At 57.9% G+C, this 20,087-nt stretch carries 20 protein-coding genes; 7 read left to right on the top strand and 13 right to left on the bottom strand.

The window, feature by feature from the left end; translation table 11 throughout:
* The first annotated feature begins 106 nt into the window (after window positions 1–106).
* The 4 genes from lon (at window position 107) to cmoB (ending at window position 4,914) form a co-directional block, all read left to right on the top strand.
* Window positions 107–2,524: an endopeptidase La gene (gene lon, locus RYB09_RS08040; protein WP_122258637.1), complete on the top strand. Its 2,418-nt coding sequence runs from the start codon at window positions 107–109 to the stop codon at window positions 2,522–2,524.
* Between the two features lie 197 nt (window positions 2,525–2,721).
* A complete protein-coding gene (locus RYB09_RS08035; RefSeq protein WP_002554900.1) occupies window positions 2,722–3,114 on the top strand; it encodes a protease inhibitor I42 family protein in 393 nt (130 codons plus the stop codon).
* 100 nt (window positions 3,115–3,214) lie between these two features.
* Complete coding sequence (gene cmoA, locus RYB09_RS08030; protein WP_122258638.1) at window positions 3,215–3,958, top strand: carboxy-S-adenosyl-L-methionine synthase CmoA; 744 nt, start codon at window positions 3,215–3,217, stop codon at window positions 3,956–3,958.
* Window positions 3,955–4,914, top strand: a complete 960-nt coding sequence (gene cmoB, locus RYB09_RS08025; protein ID WP_122258639.1) for a tRNA 5-methoxyuridine(34)/uridine 5-oxyacetic acid(34) synthase CmoB — start codon at window positions 3,955–3,957, stop codon at window positions 4,912–4,914. Before cmoA ends, cmoB begins: the two co-directional genes overlap by 4 nt.
* A gap of 8 nt (window positions 4,915–4,922) precedes the next feature.
* On the opposite strand, the gene pdxJ is transcribed toward cmoB, so the two are convergent.
* The 11 genes from pdxJ to rpoE form a co-directional block, all read right to left on the bottom strand.
* A complete protein-coding gene (gene pdxJ, locus RYB09_RS08020) occupies window positions 4,923–5,663 on the bottom strand; it encodes a pyridoxine 5'-phosphate synthase (protein ID WP_005746594.1) in 741 nt (246 codons plus the stop codon).
* Window positions 5,664–5,722: 59 nt separating this feature from the next.
* Window positions 5,723–6,406, bottom strand: a complete 684-nt coding sequence (gene recO, locus RYB09_RS08015; RefSeq protein WP_316887838.1) for a DNA repair protein RecO — start codon at window positions 6,404–6,406, stop codon at window positions 5,723–5,725.
* A 60-nt stretch (window positions 6,407–6,466) separates the two neighbouring features.
* Window positions 6,467–7,369, bottom strand: coding sequence for a GTPase Era (gene era / locus RYB09_RS08010; RefSeq protein ID WP_003363707.1), 903 nt, complete (start codon window positions 7,367–7,369; stop codon window positions 6,467–6,469).
* Entirely contained in the window at window positions 7,362–8,051 is a 690-nt protein-coding gene (gene rnc, locus RYB09_RS08005; protein WP_002554906.1) for a ribonuclease III, read from the bottom strand. Before rnc ends, era begins: the two co-directional genes overlap by 8 nt.
* Window positions 8,048–8,425, bottom strand: coding sequence for a DUF4845 domain-containing protein (locus RYB09_RS08000; RefSeq protein WP_002554907.1), 378 nt, complete (start codon window positions 8,423–8,425; stop codon window positions 8,048–8,050). The genes rnc and RYB09_RS08000 overlap by 4 nt, the downstream gene beginning before the upstream one ends.
* A 116-nt stretch (window positions 8,426–8,541) precedes the next feature.
* A complete protein-coding gene (lepB, locus tag RYB09_RS07995) occupies window positions 8,542–9,396 on the bottom strand; it encodes a signal peptidase I (RefSeq protein ID WP_002554908.1) in 855 nt (284 codons plus the stop codon).
* 9 nt (window positions 9,397–9,405) lie between these two features.
* Window positions 9,406–11,202: a translation elongation factor 4 gene (lepA, locus tag RYB09_RS07990; protein ID WP_058400820.1), complete on the bottom strand. Its 1,797-nt coding sequence runs from the start codon at window positions 11,200–11,202 to the stop codon at window positions 9,406–9,408.
* Between the two features lie 171 nt (window positions 11,203–11,373).
* Window positions 11,374–12,798 (bottom strand): DegQ family serine endoprotease, encoded by a 1,425-nt coding sequence (locus RYB09_RS07985; protein ID WP_233424582.1) that lies wholly within the window; start codon window positions 12,796–12,798, stop codon window positions 11,374–11,376.
* A gap of 298 nt (window positions 12,799–13,096) precedes the next feature.
* Entirely contained in the window at window positions 13,097–14,056 is a 960-nt protein-coding gene (locus RYB09_RS07980; RefSeq protein ID WP_058400818.1) for a MucB/RseB C-terminal domain-containing protein, read from the bottom strand.
* Window positions 14,057–14,064: 8 nt separating this feature from the next.
* On the bottom strand, window positions 14,065–14,655 hold the full coding sequence (locus RYB09_RS07975; RefSeq protein WP_058400817.1) for an anti sigma-E factor RseA C-terminal domain-containing protein: 591 nt from the start codon (window positions 14,653–14,655) through the stop codon (window positions 14,065–14,067).
* A gap of 33 nt (window positions 14,656–14,688) precedes the next feature.
* Window positions 14,689–15,270 carry an RNA polymerase sigma factor RpoE gene (gene rpoE, locus RYB09_RS07970; protein WP_002554912.1) on the bottom strand — a complete coding sequence of 194 codons (582 nt, stop codon included), beginning with the start codon at window positions 15,268–15,270 and terminating at the stop codon, window positions 14,689–14,691.
* Between the two features lie 497 nt (window positions 15,271–15,767).
* On the opposite strand from rpoE, the gene nadB reads away from it, so the two are divergent.
* Window positions 15,768–17,384 carry an L-aspartate oxidase gene (gene nadB / locus RYB09_RS07965; protein WP_058408052.1) on the top strand — a complete coding sequence of 539 codons (1,617 nt, stop codon included), beginning with the start codon at window positions 15,768–15,770 and terminating at the stop codon, window positions 17,382–17,384.
* On the opposite strand, the gene RYB09_RS07960 is transcribed toward nadB, so the two are convergent.
* Together RYB09_RS07960 and RYB09_RS07955 are read right to left on the bottom strand one after the other, a co-directional pair.
* The gene (locus RYB09_RS07960; RefSeq protein ID WP_058408053.1) at window positions 17,353–17,817 is read right to left on the bottom strand and encodes a protein YgfX; all 465 of its coding nucleotides are present in this window, start codon (window positions 17,815–17,817) and stop codon (window positions 17,353–17,355) included. The two genes, nadB and RYB09_RS07960, sit on opposite strands and share 32 nt — an antisense overlap.
* Entirely contained in the window at window positions 17,801–18,055 is a 255-nt protein-coding gene (locus RYB09_RS07955) for a succinate dehydrogenase assembly factor 2 (protein ID WP_003378499.1), read from the bottom strand. Before RYB09_RS07955 ends, RYB09_RS07960 begins: the two co-directional genes overlap by 17 nt.
* A 153-nt stretch (window positions 18,056–18,208) precedes the next feature.
* On the opposite strand from RYB09_RS07955, the gene RYB09_RS07950 reads away from it, so the two are divergent.
* Together RYB09_RS07950 and RYB09_RS07945 are read left to right on the top strand one after the other, a co-directional pair.
* Complete coding sequence (locus RYB09_RS07950) at window positions 18,209–19,150, top strand: YgfZ/GcvT domain-containing protein (RefSeq protein WP_058408088.1); 942 nt, start codon at window positions 18,209–18,211, stop codon at window positions 19,148–19,150.
* A gap of 114 nt (window positions 19,151–19,264) precedes the next feature.
* Complete coding sequence (locus RYB09_RS07945) at window positions 19,265–20,086, top strand: HDOD domain-containing protein (RefSeq protein ID WP_004658258.1); 822 nt, start codon at window positions 19,265–19,267, stop codon at window positions 20,084–20,086.
* Window position 20,087 lies beyond the last annotated feature (1 nt).

The raw sequence follows: 20,087 nt of genomic DNA, 5'->3' as shown, positions 1-20,087 counted from the left end.
AATAAATGACGGTTTTGCACCCGCTTTACAGACTATCGACCAAGACTATTGAAACCTGAGGGCTGCTGCCCCATCTAAGAAGCATGTTCAACTTCTCAGGTGCCCCATGAGCGACCAGCAGACAGACTCGCCAGATTTGCCCGATGACGCAGACGAGCACAACGTGTCTCTGAGTTCCGACAGCACCTCGCTTGCCTTGCCCGGCCAGAACCTGCCCGACAAGGTTTACATCATCCCGATCCACAACCGTCCGTTCTTTCCGGCGCAGGTCTTGCCGGTTATCGTCAACGAAGAACCGTGGGCTGAGACGCTGGAACTGGTCAGCAAGTCCGAGCACCATTCGCTGGCGTTGTTCTTCATGGACACCCCTCAGGAAGACCCGCGCCACTTCAAGACCGATGCGCTTCCCGAATACGGCACTCTGGTCAAGGTTCACCACGCCAGCCGCGAAAATGGCCGGTTGCAGTTCGTGGCGCAGGGCTTGAGCCGTGTGCGCATTCGTACCTGGCTCAAGCATCACCGTCCGCCTTATCTGGTGGAAGTTGAATACCCGCAACAACCCAACGATCCGACCGACGAGGTAAAGGCTTACGGCATGGCCTTGATCAACGCGATCAAGGAGCTGCTGCCGCTCAACCCGCTGTACAGCGAAGAACTGAAGAATTACCTCAACCGTTTCAGCCCCAATGATCCTTCACCGCTCACCGACTTCGCCGCGGCCCTTACGTCAGCCACCGGCGTCGAGCTGCAAGAGGTACTCGACTGCGTGCCGATGCTCAGGCGCATGGAGAAAGTCCTGCCGATGCTGCGCAAGGAAGTCGAGGTCGCCCGCCTGCAGAAGGAAATTTCTGCCGAGGTCAATCGCAAGATCGGCGAGCATCAGCGTCAGTTCTTCCTCAAGGAGCAGCTCAAGGTTATTCAGCAGGAGCTGGGGCTGAGCAAGGACGACCGTAGTGCCGACATCGAACAGTTCGAACAGCGACTGGAAGGCAAGACCCTGCCACCGCAGGCGCGCAAGAAGTTCGACGAAGAAATAGGCAAGCTCAAGGTGCTGGAAACCGGCTCGCCGGAATACGCCGTGACGCGCAATTATCTGGACTGGACCAGTTCGTTGCCGTGGGGTGTCTACGGCGAAGACAAGCTGGACCTCAAGCACGCGCGTAAAGTGCTCGATCAACACCATGCCGGCCTGGATGACATCAAGGCGCGCATTCTCGAGTTTCTTGCGGTGGGTGCCTATAAAGGCGAGATCAGCGGCTCGATTGTCCTGCTGGTGGGTCCACCGGGGGTCGGCAAGACCAGCGTCGGGCGCTCGATTGCCGAGTCGCTGGGGCGACCGTTCTATCGCCTGAGCGTGGGCGGCATGCGCGACGAGGCCGAAATCAAGGGCCACCGCCGCACCTATATCGGCGCACAGCCAGGCAAGCTGGTGCAGGCGCTGAAGGATGTAGAAGTCATGAACCCGGTCATCATGCTCGATGAAATCGACAAGATGGGCCAGAGCTACCAGGGCGACCCGGCGTCTGCGCTGCTGGAAACCCTGGACCCGGAACAGAACGTCGAATTCCTCGATCACTACCTGGACCTGCGTCTGGACCTCTCCAAGGTTCTGTTCGTATGCACCGCCAACACTCTGGACTCAATTCCCGGCCCGCTCCTTGACCGCATGGAAGTGATCCGCCTGTCCGGCTATATCACTGAAGAGAAGCTTGCGATTGCAAAACGCCACCTGTGGCCCAAGCAACTGGAGAAAGCCGGTGTTGCCAAAAACAAGCTGAGCATCAGCGACAGCGCCCTGCGCGCCGTCATCGAAGGCTACGCTCGCGAAGCCGGTGTGCGGCATCTGGAAAAACAATTGGGCAAGCTGGTGCGTAAAGCGGTGGTCAAACTGCTGGATACGCCCGACTCGGTGATCAAGATCGGCCCGAAAGACCTTGAAGCGTCATTGGGCATGCCGGTGTTCCGCAGCGAACAGGTGCTGTCAGGCACCGGTGTGATCACAGGTCTGGCCTGGACCAGTATGGGCGGCGCTACGCTACCGATTGAAGCAACGCGCATTCACACCCTGAATCGCGGCTTCAAACTGACCGGGCAACTGGGCGATGTCATGAAAGAGTCGGCTGAAATTGCCTACAGCTATGTCAGCGCCAACCTGTCGAAGTTTGGCGGCGATGCGAAGTTCTTCGATGAAGCGTTCGTGCACGTACACGTCCCCGAAGGTGCAACCCCGAAAGATGGCCCTAGCGCGGGCGTTACCATGGCCAGCGCCTTGCTGTCCCTGGCGCGTAACCAGCCGCCGAAAAAAGGCGTGGCCATGACCGGCGAGCTGACCCTGACCGGGCACGTATTGCCTATCGGCGGGGTACGCGAGAAAGTCATTGCCGCACGGCGTCAGAAGATCCACGAACTGATCCTTCCGGAGCCTAACCGTGGCAACTTCGAAGAACTGCCGGACTATCTCAAGGAAGGCATCACCGTTCACTTCGCCAAGCGCTTTGCAGACGTGGTGAAGGTGTTGTTCTAAAGATTGATACTGCGCAGGTCCCACGCTGAACTGGCATGAGAGGTGTTCTATCGAGCGCCTCTCGTTCCGCACCCTCCGGCGTGGGAATGCAGTTCTGGACGCTCTGCGTCCTATCCAGGGCGCGACACCTGTTGTACTCCCCCACAAAACTCCGATCAGTTATCCTTGCGCCTCGTCTCGCAAAACCGGAACTTGCCATGACCCCTGCCCGTTTCCTTGCACCGTTGAGCCTTGCGCTGCTGACGGCCTGTGCGCAAACACCGAAAAACATCGTGTCCATCGAGGCTGAAAACGACTGCCCACTGACGCTCCAGAGCGGACAGACGCTGATCCTCACCCTGCCCAGCAACCCGACCACCGGCTTTCGCTGGCTGACCCAAAACCCGGCGCAGAACATCCTGCGCAGCCTTGGACCGGAGGTGTATGCCAACGCCGAGAGCAAAGAGATGGTCGGTAGCGGCGGGCAGTCAGTCTGGCGCTACAAGGCAACCGATGCAGGCACCGGGCGACTGGTGATGACCTATCAGCAGCCGTGGGCTCCAGAAGTGGCGCCGGAGCAGACCTTCGAATGCGCAATCACGGTGAACTGACCGTTTGCCCGCGGCTTGTCCGAAGGCACGCGCTGCACCATGCATCACGGCGACAACTTGGCTAGAATGCCCGCTTTTCAAAGCCTTCGCCGGAACCGCCGTGAGCAAAGAAACCGACCGCATTTTCGCCCAGCCACTGACCCAGGTGCCTGACTTCGCCTTCAACGAAGACGTCGTGCGGGTTTTCCCGGACATGATCAAACGCTCGGTACCCGGCTATCCGACGATTGTCGAAAACCTCGGAGTGCTTGCCGCGCAGTTCGCCCAGCCGGAAACCGTGCTCTACGACCTTGGCAGTTCGCTGGGTGCCGTGACTCAAGCCTTGCGCCGCCATGTACGCAGCGAAGGCTGTGAAGTCATTGCGATAGACAATTCCAGTGCGATGGTCGAACGCTGCCGTGAATACCTCAATGCGCAGAATTCCATGTTTCAGGAGCTGTTGCCGGTGCAGGTCATCGAGGGTGACATTCTGGCGCTGGAGTTCAAACCTGCCTCGGTGGTGGCGCTTAACTTCACCCTGCAATTCATCGCCCCAGAGCAGCGTCTGACATTGCTTGGTCGCATTCGTGACGCACTGGTGCCGGGTGGCGCGTTGATCCTTTCGGAGAAACTGCGTTTTGATGACGAACAGGAGCATGCGCTGCTGACGGATCTGCACATCGCTTTCAAGCGCGCCAACGGCTACAGCGATCTGGAAATTGCCCAGAAGCGCAGTGCCATCGAAAACGTGATGAAGCCCGACAGCCTGGAAGAACATCGCCAACGTCTGCTCGCCGCCGGTTTTTCCAAGGTGGTGCCCTGGTTTCAATGCCTTAACTTCACCTCGTTGATTGCCCTGCCATGATTGATCTCGCTCCTCTTGTCCGCCGTCTGGCGGGAACCCCTCTGGCTGATTGGGCAAACGGCTTGCAAGCCCAGCTCGATACGAAAATGGCCAAGGGGCATGGTGACTTGCAGCGCTGGCAAAGTGCGCTGGATGCGCTTCCGGACCTACAGCCCGAGCGAATCGATCTGCACGATAGCTTTACCCTGCAAGCCGAGTGCAACGGCGAAACCCGCACTGTGCTGCGCAAGGCATTATTAGGCCTGTCGCCGTGGCGCAAGGGGCCGTTCAATGTGTTCGGCGTACATATCGACACCGAATGGCGTTCTGACTGGAAGTGGTCACGGGTATCGCCGCATCTGGACCTGAAGGGCAAGCGCGTTCTGGATGTTGGTTGCGGCAACGGCTATTACCAGTGGCGCATGCTTGGTGCCGGGGCTGACAGCGTGATTGGTGTTGACCCCAACTGGCTGTTCTTCTGCCAGTTTCAGGCCATGCAGCGCTACCTGCCTGACCTGCCCGCCTGGCATCTACCCTTCGCACTTGAGGACTTGCCAGCCAACCTGGAAGGCTTCGATACGGTGTTTTCAATGGGCGTGCTGTATCACCGCAAATCGCCCATCGACCATTTGCTGGCGTTGAAAGACTGCCTGGTAAAAGGCGGCGAGCTGGTGATGGAAACGCTGGTAGTGCCGGGCGATGTTCATCAGGTGCTGGTGCCGGAAGACCGTTACGCACAGATGCGCAACGTCTGGTTCCTGCCGTCGGTCCCCGCGCTGGAGCTGTGGATGCGCCGCGCAGGCTTCACCGATGTGCGCTGCGTCGACGTCAGCCATACGACGATCGAGGAACAGCGCAGCACCGAATGGATGCGCTTTCAGTCACTGAGCGACTATCTGGACCCTGCCGATCACAGCAAGACCGTCGAAGGCTTGCCAGCGCCGATGCGCGCTGTGATTGTGGGGCGCAAGCCCTGAGGGATTAGTTATCTGGCCGCCGCCACGATCAACGCTTTCATCTCGGCCACTGCCGCCTTGAAGCCGACGAACAGAGCATGAGCCACCAGCGCGTGGCCGATGTTCAGTTCGTTGATGCCCTTGATCGCTGCGACCGCTTCGACGTTGTGATAATGCAGGCCGTGACCGGCATTGACGATCAGACCCTGGGCGAGACCAAACGCTACGCCGTCGGCGACCCGCTGCAGTTCTTCGGCGACTTCAGTCGGGGTCTGAGCATCGGCATAGCGCCCGGTGTGCAGTTCGATGGCTGGCGCTCCGACGCGCTTTGAAGCAGCGATCTGGCGCTCATCGGCGTCGATGAACAACGAGACCTCGCAGCCGATTTTCGCCAGCCGCTCGACCGCTGCCTTGATCCGCGCTTCTTGGCCCGCGACGTCCAGCCCGCCTTCGGTAGTCAGCTCCTGGCGTGTCTCCGGCACCAGGCAGATATGCGCAGGACGAATGCGCTCGGCAAATGCGAGCATTTCCTCGGTCACGCCCATCTCGAAATTCATGCGGGTCTGCAAGACATCCTTGAGCAGCAGGACGTCGCGCTCCTGAATATGCCGACGGTCTTCACGCAGGTGAACGGTGATGCCGTCGGCGCCTGCCTCTTCGGCGTCCAGTGCTGCCTTGACCGGGTCCGGGTAGCGCGTGCCACGGGCCTGACGCAAGGTGGCTACATGGTCGATGTTCACGCCGAGAAGGATGCGAGTGCTTTGGGTCACGGTTGTCTCCAGAAAAATGGGCGAGCTGGTCGAAGCAGGCTGTAGAGAATAAAGCCTGATCAAGGCTTGCGAAACAGTTCACGACTGACAAGTGGGCGGCCGCCCAGATGCACAGCCAGCGCCTGACGCATCAGACGCTTGGCAGCAGACAACGCACCGGGGACGCTCCAGTCCGCTTCGGACATGGCCAGCAATTCTGTGCCTTGAAACAGGCCGGGCTGAAGCAGATAAACACGCTCAAGCCCGGCATCCACTTGCAGGCGGTACATGCCATCAATGGCCAGCGGTTCGCCGTTGATGTCGGCGTCCATCGCGAAGCCATAGCCCAGGTCATCCAGCAACCGCCATTCGAACGAACGCAGCAACGGTTCCAGCGGACGGCCCAGTGCGAGGGCCAGCAATGTGGCGGCGTAATGTTCGAATACGGCTGGATGCGGATCTTCGGCAGGCAGCAGGCGAATCAGCAGTTCGTTGAGGTACATGCCGCTGAACAGCGCCTCGCCGGTCATCCAGGTAGCAACGCCTGCGCTTTCCATGCGCCCGACATTCTTGAGTTCGCCACGCCCTCGAAACTCGACTTCAAGGGGCACGAACGGACGCGCCAGCGAGCCTGCCTTGCCTTTGGCACTGCGCAGCACGGCACGTAGCCGCCCTTGGGGCGTGAGGAAATCGACCAGCGCGCTGTTTTCGCGATACGCACGGCTGTGGAGCACATAAGCAGGTTGGCCGGTGGGCGCGCTCATCAGGCTGGCTCGAAAGAGAAGTGTTCGCCCAACCGCAGAAGGGTCAGGCGAAAGGGCAGCTTAGAGGTCGCCGTAGCCGAGCGAGCGAAGGGCGCGCTCGTCATCGGACCAGCCACCTTTGACCTTGACCCACAGGTTAAGCATGACTTTGGAGTCGAACAGCAGCTCCATGTCGCGACGCGCATCACTGCCGATGCGCTTGATACGGTCGCCCTTGTCGCCAATGATGATTTTTTTCTGGCCGTCACGCTCGACAAGAATCAGCGCATGGATATGCAGGGTGCGGCCCTGCTGCTTGAACTCTTCGATCTCGACGGTGATCTGGTACGGAAGCTCGGCACCCAACTGACGCATGATCTTCTCGCGAACCAGCTCGGCAGCCAGAAAGCGGCTGCTGCGATCAGTGATCTGATCTTCCGGGAAGAAGTGGTCATTCTCGGGCAGGTGCGAGGCAATCAGGCTTTCCAGCGCTTCCAGGTTGTGCCCGTGCTGCGCGGAGATCGGCACGATGGACGCATTCGGCAGCTGGCCTTGCAGCCACTCCAGATGCGGCATCAGATCGCTCTTGTCTTCAATGCGATCGGTTTTGTTGATCGCCAGAATGACCGGGCCTTGCACGTACTGAACACGCTCCAGAACCATCTGGTCTTCGTCGGTCCAGCGGGTGCGATCCACGACGAAGATCACCACGTCGACGTCTTTCAACGCAGCCGAAGCAGTCTTGTTCATGTAGCGGTTGAGCGCTTTCTCGCCATTCTTGTGCATGCCGGGGGTGTCGACATAAATCGCCTGCACGGCACCCTCGGTCTTGATCCCGAGCATGTTGTGACGCGTGGTCTGCGGCTTGCGCGAGGTGATCGCCAGCTTTTGACCGAGAATATGGTTGAGCAGCGTGGACTTGCCTACGTTGGGACGGCCGACAATGGCAACATAGCCACAGCGTGTTGCGGTTGTATCATTCATGACCGTTCTCCACGCCCAGGGCAATAAGTGCAGCTGCTGCGGCTACCTGTTCGGCAATCCGGCGGCTGACACCCTGTCCTCGGCTTTTTTCATTCAATAGGTTGATCTCGCATTCGACGAAAAACGTCCGGCAATGCGGTTCACCCTGGATATCCACCACCTCGTAACGCGGCAGTTCACAGGCCCGCGACTGGAGAAATTCCTGCAGGCGGGTCTTGGGGTCCTTGTTGGTGTCTACCAGCGTCAGGCTGTCGAACTCGGTTGTCAGCCAGGCCAGAACGCGCTCGCGCGCAGCCTCCATGCCAGCGTCCAGGTAGATCGCCCCGATCAGCGCTTCAAGGGCGTCGGCGAGAATCGACTCGCGACGGAAACCACCGCTTTTCAGCTCGCCGGACCCCAGGCGAAGGTACTCGCCCAGATCGAAACCACGGGCCAGCAATGCAAGGGTTTCACCCTTCACCAGGCGCGCACGCAAGCGCGACAACTGGCCTTCGCGGGCCTGAGGGAAGCGTTCGAACAACGCCTCACCCGCCACGAAGTTGAGAATGGCATCACCGAGAAATTCCAGACGCTCGTTGTTGCGACCGGCAAAACTGCGATGGGTCAGGGCCAGGACCATCAGTTCCTGATCCTTGAAGGTATAGCCGAGCTGACGCTCAAGGCGGCTCAAGGATACGCTCACGGTTTACCCACACTGAATTGCTTGTCGAACTTCATCACCAGATCGATGTTCTGGAACCACGGTTCACGCTGCTCATAGTTCAAATGAGCTTTGAACGCATTGTTCTCCACCGTCACTTTCAACGCCTTGTTCAAATCTATATCCCGAATGCTGTTGACCTGCATGTTCTTACCGACATAACCGTAGAAATCGTCGACCGTGGTAATGTCCAGGGCCTGATTGGTGTCGACCGTTTCGATGATTTTCTTCATCGTCATGTAGTCGAGGTAATGCGGGACCAGCTTGAAGGCCGTGCTCGTCGCAAACGCGACAAGCGCCAGCACCAACAGCCATCCCACTAGCGAAAAACCTTTTTGAGAAGTAGAGAACGTCATGTTCGACTTCAACCTCGAGAGTTCACTGCCTGCCCGACCGGGTCGACTCAGGGTTCAGAGGCGTTTCCAGTCAGCCCAAATGACATACGGCGCTGCTCCAGGCAGCGCCGCATCGATTACTTGATCAACCCTACGCGTGCAAAATTAGGGAAGTGGCTCAGTTTCGGTTCCGGCCAGCTCATCCAGACGGCGAACGCCTTGCCTACGATGTTCTTGTCCGGGACCATGCCCAGTTCGTCTTTGGGAATATTGGGATCGTCCCAGTAACGGCTGTCGTTCGAGTTGTCGCGGTTGTCGCCCATCATGAAGTAGTGCGCAGCAGGCACTGTCCACTCACTGTCAGGCGGCGCGCGGTATCGGCTCATTTCCTGGCGGATCTGATGTTCGACTGCGCCCAGTTGTTCTTCGTACAGTTCTGCGCTGCCCAGTGTACCGGGCTCGGTGCCGATCAGTTTCTTGGCAACCAGCTCACCGTTGATGAACAACCGCTTGTCGCTGGTGTAGCGGATGCGATCACCCGGCAGACCGACGACACGCTTGATGTAGTTGACGCTTGGGTCGCTTGGGTAGCGGAACACCATCACATCACCACGCTGCGGATCACCGAGCTGGATGACCTTCTGATCCAGTACCGGCAGGCGGATGCCGTACGCGAACTTGTTGACCAGAATGAAATCACCCACATCCAGCGTCGGCTTCATGGAGCCCGAAGGAATCTGGAACGGCTCTACCAGAAACGAACGAAGCACCAGCACGATAAACAACACCGGAAAGAACGATTTGCCGTACTCGACCAGCAAAGGCTCTTTGTTCAAGCGCTCTACGACAGCAATGTCAGGCTCGCCGACGCTTCCCTGATAGTTCGAAATGGCAGCCCGGCGACGAGGCGCCAGGATGACCAGATCAATCAGTGCAAGCACGCCACAGACGAACACAGCGATGACCAACAACAGCGGAAAATTTAGTGACATAGGACCTGACTATTCCAACCTGAGCACTGCGAGGAAGGCTTCCTGTGGAATTTCCACGTTGCCGACCTGCTTCATGCGTTTTTTACCGGCCTTTTGCTTCTCCAGCAATTTACGCTTGCGGCTGACGTCGCCGCCGTAGCATTTGGCCAGTACGTTCTTTCTAAGCGCCTTGACGGTTGTCCGGGCCACGATCTGACCGCCAATGGCGGCCTGAATTGCCACGTCGAACATTTGTCGAGGGATCAGCTCTTTCATCTTCTCGGTCAACGCACGCCCTTTGTAATGAGCGTTGTCGCGGTGAACGATCAATGCCAGGGCATCGACCTTCTCGGCGTTGATCAGAACGTCGAGCTTGACCAGGTTGGCCGACTGGTAACGATCAAAATGATAATCCAGCGAAGCATAACCGCGGCTGACAGACTTGAGACGATCGAAGAAGTCCAGAACCACTTCGTTCATCGGCAAATCGTAGCTCACCTGAACCTGGGTGCCGAGGAACAGCATGTCGTGCTGCACGCCACGTTTTTCGATGCACAACGTAATGACGTTGCCCAGGTGCTCCTGCGGCACAAGAATATTTGCGCGAACGATAGGCTCGCGCATGTCTTCGATGGCCGACAGGTCAGGCAGTTTGGACGGGTTATCGACATAAATCGTTTCGCCGCTCTTCAGCAACAGCTCGAAGATTACGGTTGGCGCAGTGGTGATCAGGTCGAGATTGTATTCACGCTCAAGACGCTCCTGGATGATCTCCATGTGGAGCATGCCAAGGAAGCCACAACGGAAGCCAAAGCCCAGTGCATCGGAGCTTTCCGGCAGGTATTGCAGCGAAGAGTCATTCAGCGTCAGCTTTTGCAGGGCTTCACGGAAGTCTTCGAAATCGTCCGAGCTGACCGGGAACAGGCCGGCGTATACCTGAGGCTGGATACGCTTGAAGCCGGGCAGCACGTCTACATCGGGCGTGGTGCTCAGGGTCAGGGTGTCACCGACCGGCGCGCCATGAATGTCCTTGATACCGGCAATGATAAAGCCCACTTCGCCGGCTTTCAGATCAACGGTTGCCGTGTGCTTGGGGTTGAACACCCCAACGCTGTCGACCAGATGCAGCTTGCCGGTGGACTTGACGAGGATCTTGTCGCCTTTCTTGACGCGACCGTGGCGCACGCGCACCAGAGACACGACGCCCAGGTAGTTGTCGAACCAGGAGTCGATGATCAACGCTTGCAGCGGATCTTCAATGTTGCCGGTCGGTGCGGGAATGGTTGCTACCAGACGCTCGAGGACCTCGTCCACACCCATACCGCTCTTGGCGCTGCACGCCACGGCATCGGTGGCGTCGATACCGATGATCTTCTCGATCTCTTCCTTGACGCGGTCCGGATCGGCCTGCGGCAAGTCCATCTTGTTCAATACCGGCATGACCTCAAGGCCCTGCTCGATGGCGGTGTAGCAGTTGGCGACCGATTGAGCCTCGACGCCCTGCCCTGCATCGACCACCAGCAACGCACCTTCGCACGCAGCCAGAGAACGGCTGACTTCATAGGTGAAGTCGACGTGCCCCGGGGTGTCAATGAAGTTCAACTGGTAGGTGATACCGTCTTTGGCCTTGTAATACAGGGTAACGCTATGGGCCTTGATGGTGATCCCGCGCTCGCGCTCAAGATCCATGGAGTCGAGCACCTGGGCTTCCATTTCGCGCTCGGACAGGCCACCGCACATTTGAATGAAGCGGTCGGCCAGCGTCGACTTGCCATGGTCAATGTGGGCGATGATGGAGAAATTGCGGATATGACTCAAATCACTCACGGATCAACACTCAAAAAGGTTGCAGGCAGATTGCCCGCCGAAAAATAGCCGGGAATTGTACCTGAACTAAGCAAGAGGCGTCACGCTTACAGGCACCTGGATAGACGCAAGGGAAACAAACATGCACAAAAAAGGGTGGCCGTAGCCACCCTTCCCGGTCAAACCGCCCTGTTACTCGGACAGCTTGAAGGTGATGAAGGTCGCACGGCCCTGACGCAGAACGCGCATCGAAACAGAGCGATCCTTGGGCAGGCTTTTCGCCACCTCAGTGAACTGCTTACTGGACGTAATCGCCTGATTGTTCAGGTGAGTGATCACATCACCCGGCTGCAGGCCAATCAACGAAGCCGGACCACCTGTAACTTCCTTGATGGCCACACCGCCCTTGAGGTCCAGGGATTTCTTCTGCTCGGCAGTCAGTTCGATCACTGACACGCCCAGACGGTTACTGCTGCGTTCGGCACCTGTGCCAGCAACATCGCCCATTTCCTGGCCTTCGTCAGGCAGCGCGCCAACAGTGACCGTCAGTTTCTGACGTTTGCCGTCGCGAATCACTTCAAGTTCGGCCTTGCTGCCGTCCTTGAGGTTGCCTATCAAGTGCGGCAGGTCAGCCGACATGATGATTGGCTGGCCGTTGGCACTCAGAATTACGTCACCGACCTGCAGACCACCCTTGGCAGCCGGGCCATCTTCAAGCACCTGGGCAACCAGCGCACCGGCAGGCTTGTCCAGACCAAACGATTCGGCAAGGTCCTTGTTCACTTCCTGGATAACCACACCCAGCCAGCCACGGCTGACTTTACCGCTGGCCTTGAGCTGATTGGCCACGTCCATGGCGACGTCAATCGGAATCGCGAACGACAGCCCCATGAAACCACCGGAGCGGGTAAATATCTGCGAGTTGATCCCGACTACCTCACCGGCCATGTTGAACAGCGGGCCACCCGAATTACCCGGATTGATGGCAACGTCGGTCTGAATGAACGGCACATAGGTGTCGTTTGGCAGACTGCGGCCCTTGGCACTGACGATGCCTTTGGTCACGGAATGATCGAAGCCGAACGGCGAACCGATCGCCAGCACCCACTCACCCACCTTGAGCGTATTTGAGTTGCCCAGTTTAGCTGTAGGAAGGTCCTTGCCGTCGATTTTCAGGACCGCAACGTCGGTACGCGAGTCGGTGCCGACCAGCTTGGCTTTCAGCTCGCTGCGATCAGACAGGCGCACAAGAATCTCGTCGGCACCGTCGATCACATGATTGTTGGTCAGAATGTAGCCATCGGGAGAAATGATAAAGCCCGAGCCCAGTGACTGGGCCTCGCGCTGACGATCACCCTTGCCTGCTCCCGGCGGACGCGAACCTGGCGGCATGCTGCGCTCAAGAAACTCGCGGAGCATGGGCGGCAAGCCTTCCAGATCAGGCATCTGCTGATTGGCTATGGCGCGGTCCGGCAGCTTCTGGCGCGTACTGATATTCACCACTGCAGGCGAGGCCTGCTCGACCAGCCCGGTGAAGTCCGGCAGGTTCTCGGCTTGAACCGTAGCAACCTGGCCGAGCATCAGCACAGCGGCAATCAGTGAAAAGTAGGATTTCATGCGTGGTATCGACATATGGCTCCCGTTGGTAACGAGCAAAAAATTAAGCAGTACAAGCAACTGACTCAAAGACCTCAAGCAGCGATGCTCATCCCTGGATCAGCGACATGGCCTCTGGAAACGACAAAAGGCCAAAGCTGCGAGGCTGTGACCTATAGAAAAAAACCAGAGTTTTTGCAACGTGCAAACCTCACCAAACATTTCAGTACCTGCGCCCAGGCCAGGTTAAATGCGCCCTGGCGACTCTTGAAACCCAGGATGAAAATTTTTACATCCTGGAATTCGTGACTTCAAATGTTTATTTTTTGGCTGGAGATTCGTCGTTACGCATCGACAAGGCTATACGCTCGGCGGTACCCATCGGTATTTCTCCGACGACCGTCACCATCATGTCACCCTGCGGAGTTGTGAGGCGACGCGAAACAGCCACCGTCGGGCCTAACTGGGTGCGAATATCCGAGGAAGATCCGCCTTTCACCGCCTCGATGAACACCGAAAAACGCGCCAGACCGTCGCCATACATCAGATGGGTTACGGAGGATTGCGTGGAGGCGTCCTTGCGCACACCACTGCTGCTGACTTCGAAACCAGGCGGCAGCCAATCAGAATGCCAGGCCACAGAACTTATGGACGGCTCGGGCTTGGTTTTCACCACAGACACAGGTTTGCAGTCGGCGCTGGCCTTGAGCAACTGCTCGGACAGAACGCCGGCGGTATCGAGATCGGTAAACTGGAAACGTTCGAGCAACTGCCCCTTCTCGCTCAACAGAAGCGACTTGAGCACAAGACCGGTTTCGTTATCCAGGTGAAGTTCGAGGCCGTATCGATGCTGGTCCTTGGGGGACAGCGCAACGATAGTTGCCTGACGACCGGCCACTCTGGATTTTCCGACAATTTTTATGTCGTACCAGGCGGAAAGTCTTTTTACATCGAATGCGCGGGCAGATGAGTCGGCCGGATTGGCCACACCCGCTTCGAGCGTGCCGCTGACGCACTGTGTGAGTCCGTCAACACGCAGCACTTCCTGAGCAGAGCCATCAAGCTGCAACAAACGCTCCTGAACATGACCGTCCGCTATGCGGTGCCAGATTCGATGGGTAGAAAAACTACCATTGCGTTCGTATACAAAGGTGCCTTGATAGCTCTGCTGCTGATCAACCTTGGCAAGACGATTGATTGCGTCTTGCGCATCATCAGCCTGTACCGGGAGGGCAAGCCATCCACCAAGCAGTAATGGCAGTAGAGGGACGGCTCGCATGATCCTCCTTAACGGTTTTCCAGACTCGCAGCACGTGCGTAAGGCAGCGCGCTTTCAGTACCTTTCAACGCTGCTTCCTGGGCGTGCTGACGCAGATAGCCAGGCAAACGTTGATCACCTTGACCAGCACCCTGCAACACACCGTTGGCCATAGGACCAGGTGCCTGCTCGTTGCTTTCAGTGTAGCCAGCCAGTACGGCAGGGCCTTTCACTTGTGGAACGGTCAGGTTGGCAGGCTGTTGGGTCTGCTGTGCCAGTTGCGCGCCGGCAATCTCGTCATTGTTGTACATGCGGACACCGGCCAGAACGGCTACGGTAACCGATGCTGCAACAGCCAGACGACCCAGCGTGCGCCAAGGTCCGCGTGCTGCTTTGAGCGGGCTGACTTCATCGGCGATTGCGGCAGATACAGCAGCCGAAATATCCAGATGCGGGATCAGCAACTCTTTATGCATAGCTGCACGAGCGACTTGGTAACGCGACCAGGTAGCACGAGTATCGGCATCGTCAATGGCATTCAATACCCGACGTAATTCCAGTTCGTCCGCTTCGTTATCCAGTACCGCGGACAGCGATTCCTGCAGGGCTTCACGACTCATGGCGGGTTCCTCTCTTGGGCTATCGCCGCTGTCTCAGGATTCCTGCAACAACGGCTGCAGGGCTTTATCGATGGCTTCCCGAGCGCGGAAGATCCGAGAGCGCACGGTACCAACAGGACACTGCATGACGCTCGCAATGTCTTCATAACTCAGACCATCGAATTCACGTAAAGTTAGTGCCGTACGTAAATCTTCCGGGAGAAGCTGGATGGTCCGATGGACGGTGCCCTCGATCTCATCTCTCAACAATGCACGTTCCGGCGACTCGATGTCCTTGAGGCCATGATCGCCGTCGTAGAACTCCGCGTCTTCAGACCTTACATCGCTATCCGGTGGACGCCGACCTCGCGACACCAAATAGTTTTTCGCCGTGTTAATGGCGATGCGATACAGCCAGGTATAGAAAGCACTGTCACCGCGAAAGTTTCCGAGAGCACGGTAAGCCTTGATAAAGGCTTCCTGTGCAACGTCCTGAGCCTCATGGGTGTCGTGCACGAATCGCACGATCAACCCTAGAATTTTGTGCTGATACTTCAGCACCAACAGATCAAATGCTCGCGTATCGCCACGCTGTACGCGCTCGACAAGCTGCTGATCCTCTTCCTGGGTTAGCATGAACACTCCTCGTTAAGCATGAAGGAGTGTTGCAACTGACATTGTTCAGGCTCGCAAACATAGACTCGGGCTTTTCGCAAAAGTTCTCCCCCTTCAAGCAAGTTTCCTGCGGGCCATCGTAAAGCCTGCACGAAAAACGCAGCTCGACACGGTCGGCTGCGTGAATAGTCTTGTCGCCATTCTCGCAGTTGATGATCACTTATCTAACCCTGCGAAAACGACGCTGTTCCTGTGTAGGCAACCTGCTATTGAGCATGGATCCTGGCAAAAAGTTCCATTGACACAATCACAGGTGTGAGCCGCACACTGCACAAAGTTCTTTGAAATCAGTGCACTGGAGCATTTCCAGTAACAGATAACAGGGAAAACAATATGCATGACATCCGGGACTGGAGCACAATCCATACCCGCCGTGGTCTCACATTGCCATGTAGGCGTGGCTATTGTGCCGTTACCCCAATACTTATACTAGTGGTCGCCAAGGGCAGAATTCGCAGATGAGTCAACATTTTCAGCATGACGTACTGGTAATTGGCAGTGGCGCTGCCGGGCTGAGCCTGGCATTGACCCTCCCCGGCCACCTGAGCATCGCAGTGCTGAGCAAAGGCGATCTGGCCAATGGCTCGACATTCTGGGCCCAGGGCGGTGTGGCAGCGGTACTGGATGACACCGATACCGTGCAGTCTCATGTTGAAGACACGCTGAATGCCGGCGGCGGCCTTTGCAACGAAGAAGCGGTGCGTTTCACCGTCGAGCACAGCCGCGAGGCCATTCAGTGGCTGATTGATCAGGGCGTGCCTTTCACTCGGGGCGATGACGCAGATAGCGATGAAAGCGGCTTTGAATTCCACCTGACACGCGAAGGCGGCCACAGCCACAGGCGGATCATCCACGCCGCCGATGCGACAGGCGCAGCTATCTTTCGCACCCTGCTTGAACAGGCCCGTAAACGGCCGAATATCGAACTGCTCGAGCAGCGCGCCGCCATCGACCTGATCACCGAACGCCGTCTCGGGCTGGAGGGCCAGCGCTGCCTGGGCGCTTATGTACTCAATCGCACCAGCGGTGAAGTGGACACCTACGGCGCGCGCTTTACCATCCTCGCGTCAGGTGGCGCTGCCAAGGTCTACCTGTACACCAGCAACCCAGACGGTGCCTGCGGCGATGGCATCGCCATGGCCTGGCGTTCCGGTTGCCGAGTGGCAAACCTGGAATTCAACCAGTTTCACCCCACCTGCCTGTATCACCCCCAGGCCAAGAGCTTTCTGATCACCGAAGCACTTCGCGGTGAAGGCGCCTACCTCAAGCTGCCCAACGGCGAGCGCTTCATGCAACGGTTCGACGAACGGGCAGAACTGGCCCCTCGCGATATCGTGGCCCGCGCGATAGACCACGAAATGAAGCGACTGGGTATCGACTGTGTGTATCTGGACATCAGCCACAAACCGGAAGCCTTCATCAAAACGCACTTTCCAACCGTCTACGAGCGCTGCCTGGAGTTCTCCATCGACATCACTCGCCAGCCGATTCCGGTGGTCCCGGCGGCGCATTACACCTGTGGTGGTGTGATGGTAGACAGCAAGGGCCACACCGACGTGCCTGGCCTGTACGCCATCGGCGAGACCAGCTTCACCGGCCTGCACGGTGCCAACCGCATGGCCAGCAATTCACTGCTGGAGTGCTTCGTGTATGCCCGCTCGGCAGCGACAGACATCGAGCAGCAACTGGCCGACGTACAGATGCCCACCGACCTTCCGGCCTGGGACGCCAGCCAGGTCACTGATTCGGACGAAGACGTGATCATCGCGCACAACTGGGATGAACTGAGACGATTCATGTGGGACTACGTCGGCATTGTGCGTACCAACAAGCGCCTGCAACGCGCTCAGCACCGTGTACGTTTGTTGCTGGATGAGATCGACGAGTTCTACAGCAACTACAAGGTCAGCCGTGACCTGATCGAGTTGCGCAATCTGGCGCAGGTCGCGGAACTGATGATCTGCTCGGCCATGCAGCGCAAGGAAAGCCGTGGCCTGCATTACACACTGGACTATCCCGACATGTTGCCGGAGGCGCTGGACACTATTCTGGTACCGCCCAGTTACGTCGGCTGAACTTCAGGCGCACGCGCAGATGCCGGTGAATGTCCGGTGTCAGCGCATCAAGCGGGATACAGCAGCTTTTTATCGGGCGGCCCGGCCGGCCTGCGATAACCGTGCGAAAACGCAGAATCACGACCAACGGTAACGCAAGGCTGTCCGGACATAACTGCACGGGCTGCCAGCCGTCGCGTTGATTCCACAATTGCCAGCCTTGATGATCGCGCTTAAGCGCGGTGAAGGCTGCCGGATGACTGAGCAGAATCGAGCGCGGCAACGTCCAGGCAGCATGCATCAAGCAAAACAGCACACCCAGTGCCAACGCCCACGAAGCGATGTTCAGCCAGGACAGCGCGACCAGCGCCAGCAACTGAACGGCGAGATACGCCGTCAGCAGCAGGCGCGAGGCCTGCCAGTGACATTCAAATCGATCACTTGGGCTGGACACGATCCAGAATCATGCGAACCATACGTTGCAATTCAGCATCCTCTGACTCGGCGCGCTGCATGAACCAGCCGAACATGTCCTGATCTTCACAAGTGAGCAGACGGCGATACAGATCGCGGTCCACGTCATTCAAATGCGGATAGACCTCACGGACAAACGGCACCAGCAGCACGTCCAGTTCAAGCATGCCACGGCGGCTGTGCCAGTAAAGGCGGTTGAGTTCGACGTCTTCGACCATGGAGCGCTCCTCAAAGTAGGCGGCAAGTATACAGCCGTGAGCCGGGCACGCGAATCTTGCAATGGTCGCAGCAGTTTTCACGTACCCCGTATGCATAACCTCGACTCGGCACTATGATGTGCCCCCGGACTTTTTTCCCAATCTGCGATGACCATGACCCAAAAAGCTTTTTTCTGCACGCTATCCCATGAGGGCGTTCTCGCCGTTCGCGGCGTGGATGCCAGCAAGTTTCTTCAGGGTCAGCTGACGTGCAACCTCAATTATCTGAATGAAGACAAGTCCAGCCTCGGTGCCCGCTGCACGCAGAAGGGCCGGATGCAGTCGAGTTTTCGCATCGTTTTCGAAGGCGACGGTTGCCTGCTGGCGATGGCCAGCGAGCTGATCGAGCCGCAATTGCTGGACCTGCGTAAATACGCAGTGTTCTCCAAATCGAAACTGACTGACGAAAGCGCAGAATGGGTGCGCTTCGGCCTGCAGGATGGCGACAGCGCGCTGGTCGGCCTGGGCCTGAACCTGGCGCAGGAAACCGATGCGGTGGTGCGAGCCAATGAGCTCCTCGCAATCCGCGTCTCCCCGGGCCGGGCCGAGCTCTGGGTACGCGCCGGGCAGGCAGACAGCATCAAATCGCAGCTGGCTTCGCAGTTGAGCAAAGGCCCGCTCAATGACTGGTTGCTGGGTCAGATACGCGCCGGCATCGGCCAGGTATTTGGCCGCACCCGCGAGGAGTTCATCCCGCAGATGATCAACCTGCAGGCGGTCGGCGGTGTCAGCTTCAAGAAGGGCTGCTACACCGGCCAGGAAATCGTTGCGCGCATGCAATACCTGGGCAAACTCAAACGCAGGCTTTACCGCCTCACCCTGAGCAGCGAAGAAATCCCCGAGCCGGGTACGGCACTGTTTTCGCCGGTACACGCCAGCGCCGTGGGCAACGTGGTCATCGCCGCACAGTCCGGCCAGAATGTTGAACTGCTCGCCGTATTGCAGGGCGATGCGGCAGAAAATGGCCATATAAATCTTGGCTCGCCAGAAGGCGCAGCGCTGCAAATGAGTGATCTGCCCTACATACTGGACAGCAAACTCGAAACTCAGCGCTGAGCCAGACGAACACATTCAGGTTCCTAGTGTCTTTAGAGCGTTCCAGTGCACATGCTGGCGCTCTGCGGAGCGCGCGGAAAACTCTGGACACCCCCAACGGCTGCGAGATGCAACATGAGCAAGATGGCTGACGAGGTGCAGAGAAACTTGATCAAGGCCATCGACAGAGATGCCTTGTTTCTGCCTACCCTGCCGGAAGTAGCACTGAGAATTCGCCTTGCCGCCGAAGACACCGAAATCAGTATTTCGGCCCTGAGCAAGGTCATCGGTAGCGATACAGCCCTTTCCGCACGCCTGATAAAGGTCGCGAACAGCCCCCTGCTGCGCCCGAATTTCGAAGTCAGCGACGTCACCACCGCGGTTCGGCGCCTGGGCGTCAATTACACCTGCAACCTGGCCATCGGTCTGGTGGTCGAGCAGATGTTCCACGCCAAGTCTCCAGTCATCGAGCAGAAGATGCGCGATATCTGGAAGCAAAGCCTGCAGGTTGCCGGCATCAGCTACACCCTTTGTCAGAACTACACGAATCTCAAACCCGACCAGGCCACGCTTGCCGGGCTGATCCACTTGATCGGGATTCTGCCGATCCTGACGTATGCCGAAGACCACTACGAGCTGCTGGCTGATCCGATCAGCCTCAACCACGTGATCGACAGCATTCACCCGGTCATTGGCGAACGCCTGCTGCGCTCATGGGACTTTCCCGAGCCGCTGGCCTGCGTGCCGATTCAGTTCCAGAACTTCGCGCGCGTATCGAAAAGCCCGGACTACACAGATCTGGTGCAGATCGCCACAGTGCATATCCACAGGAACACCGACCACCCCTTCAGCCTCATCGAGATGGTCGACCTGCCTGCGTTCAGCCAACTGAGGCTTTCCAGAGCTGAAGGCATGCTGAGCGCCCAGATGGACGAAGCGAAGAGCATGCTTTACTAGG

Origin of the sequence: Pseudomonas syringae group sp. J254-4 (assembly GCF_032586855.1) — a bacterium.
Lineage (GTDB): Bacteria > Pseudomonadota > Gammaproteobacteria > Pseudomonadales > Pseudomonadaceae > Aquipseudomonas > Aquipseudomonas amygdali.
Note: the sequence above shows the minus strand (reverse complement) of the source record. Positions and strands in the feature narration are given on the sequence as shown.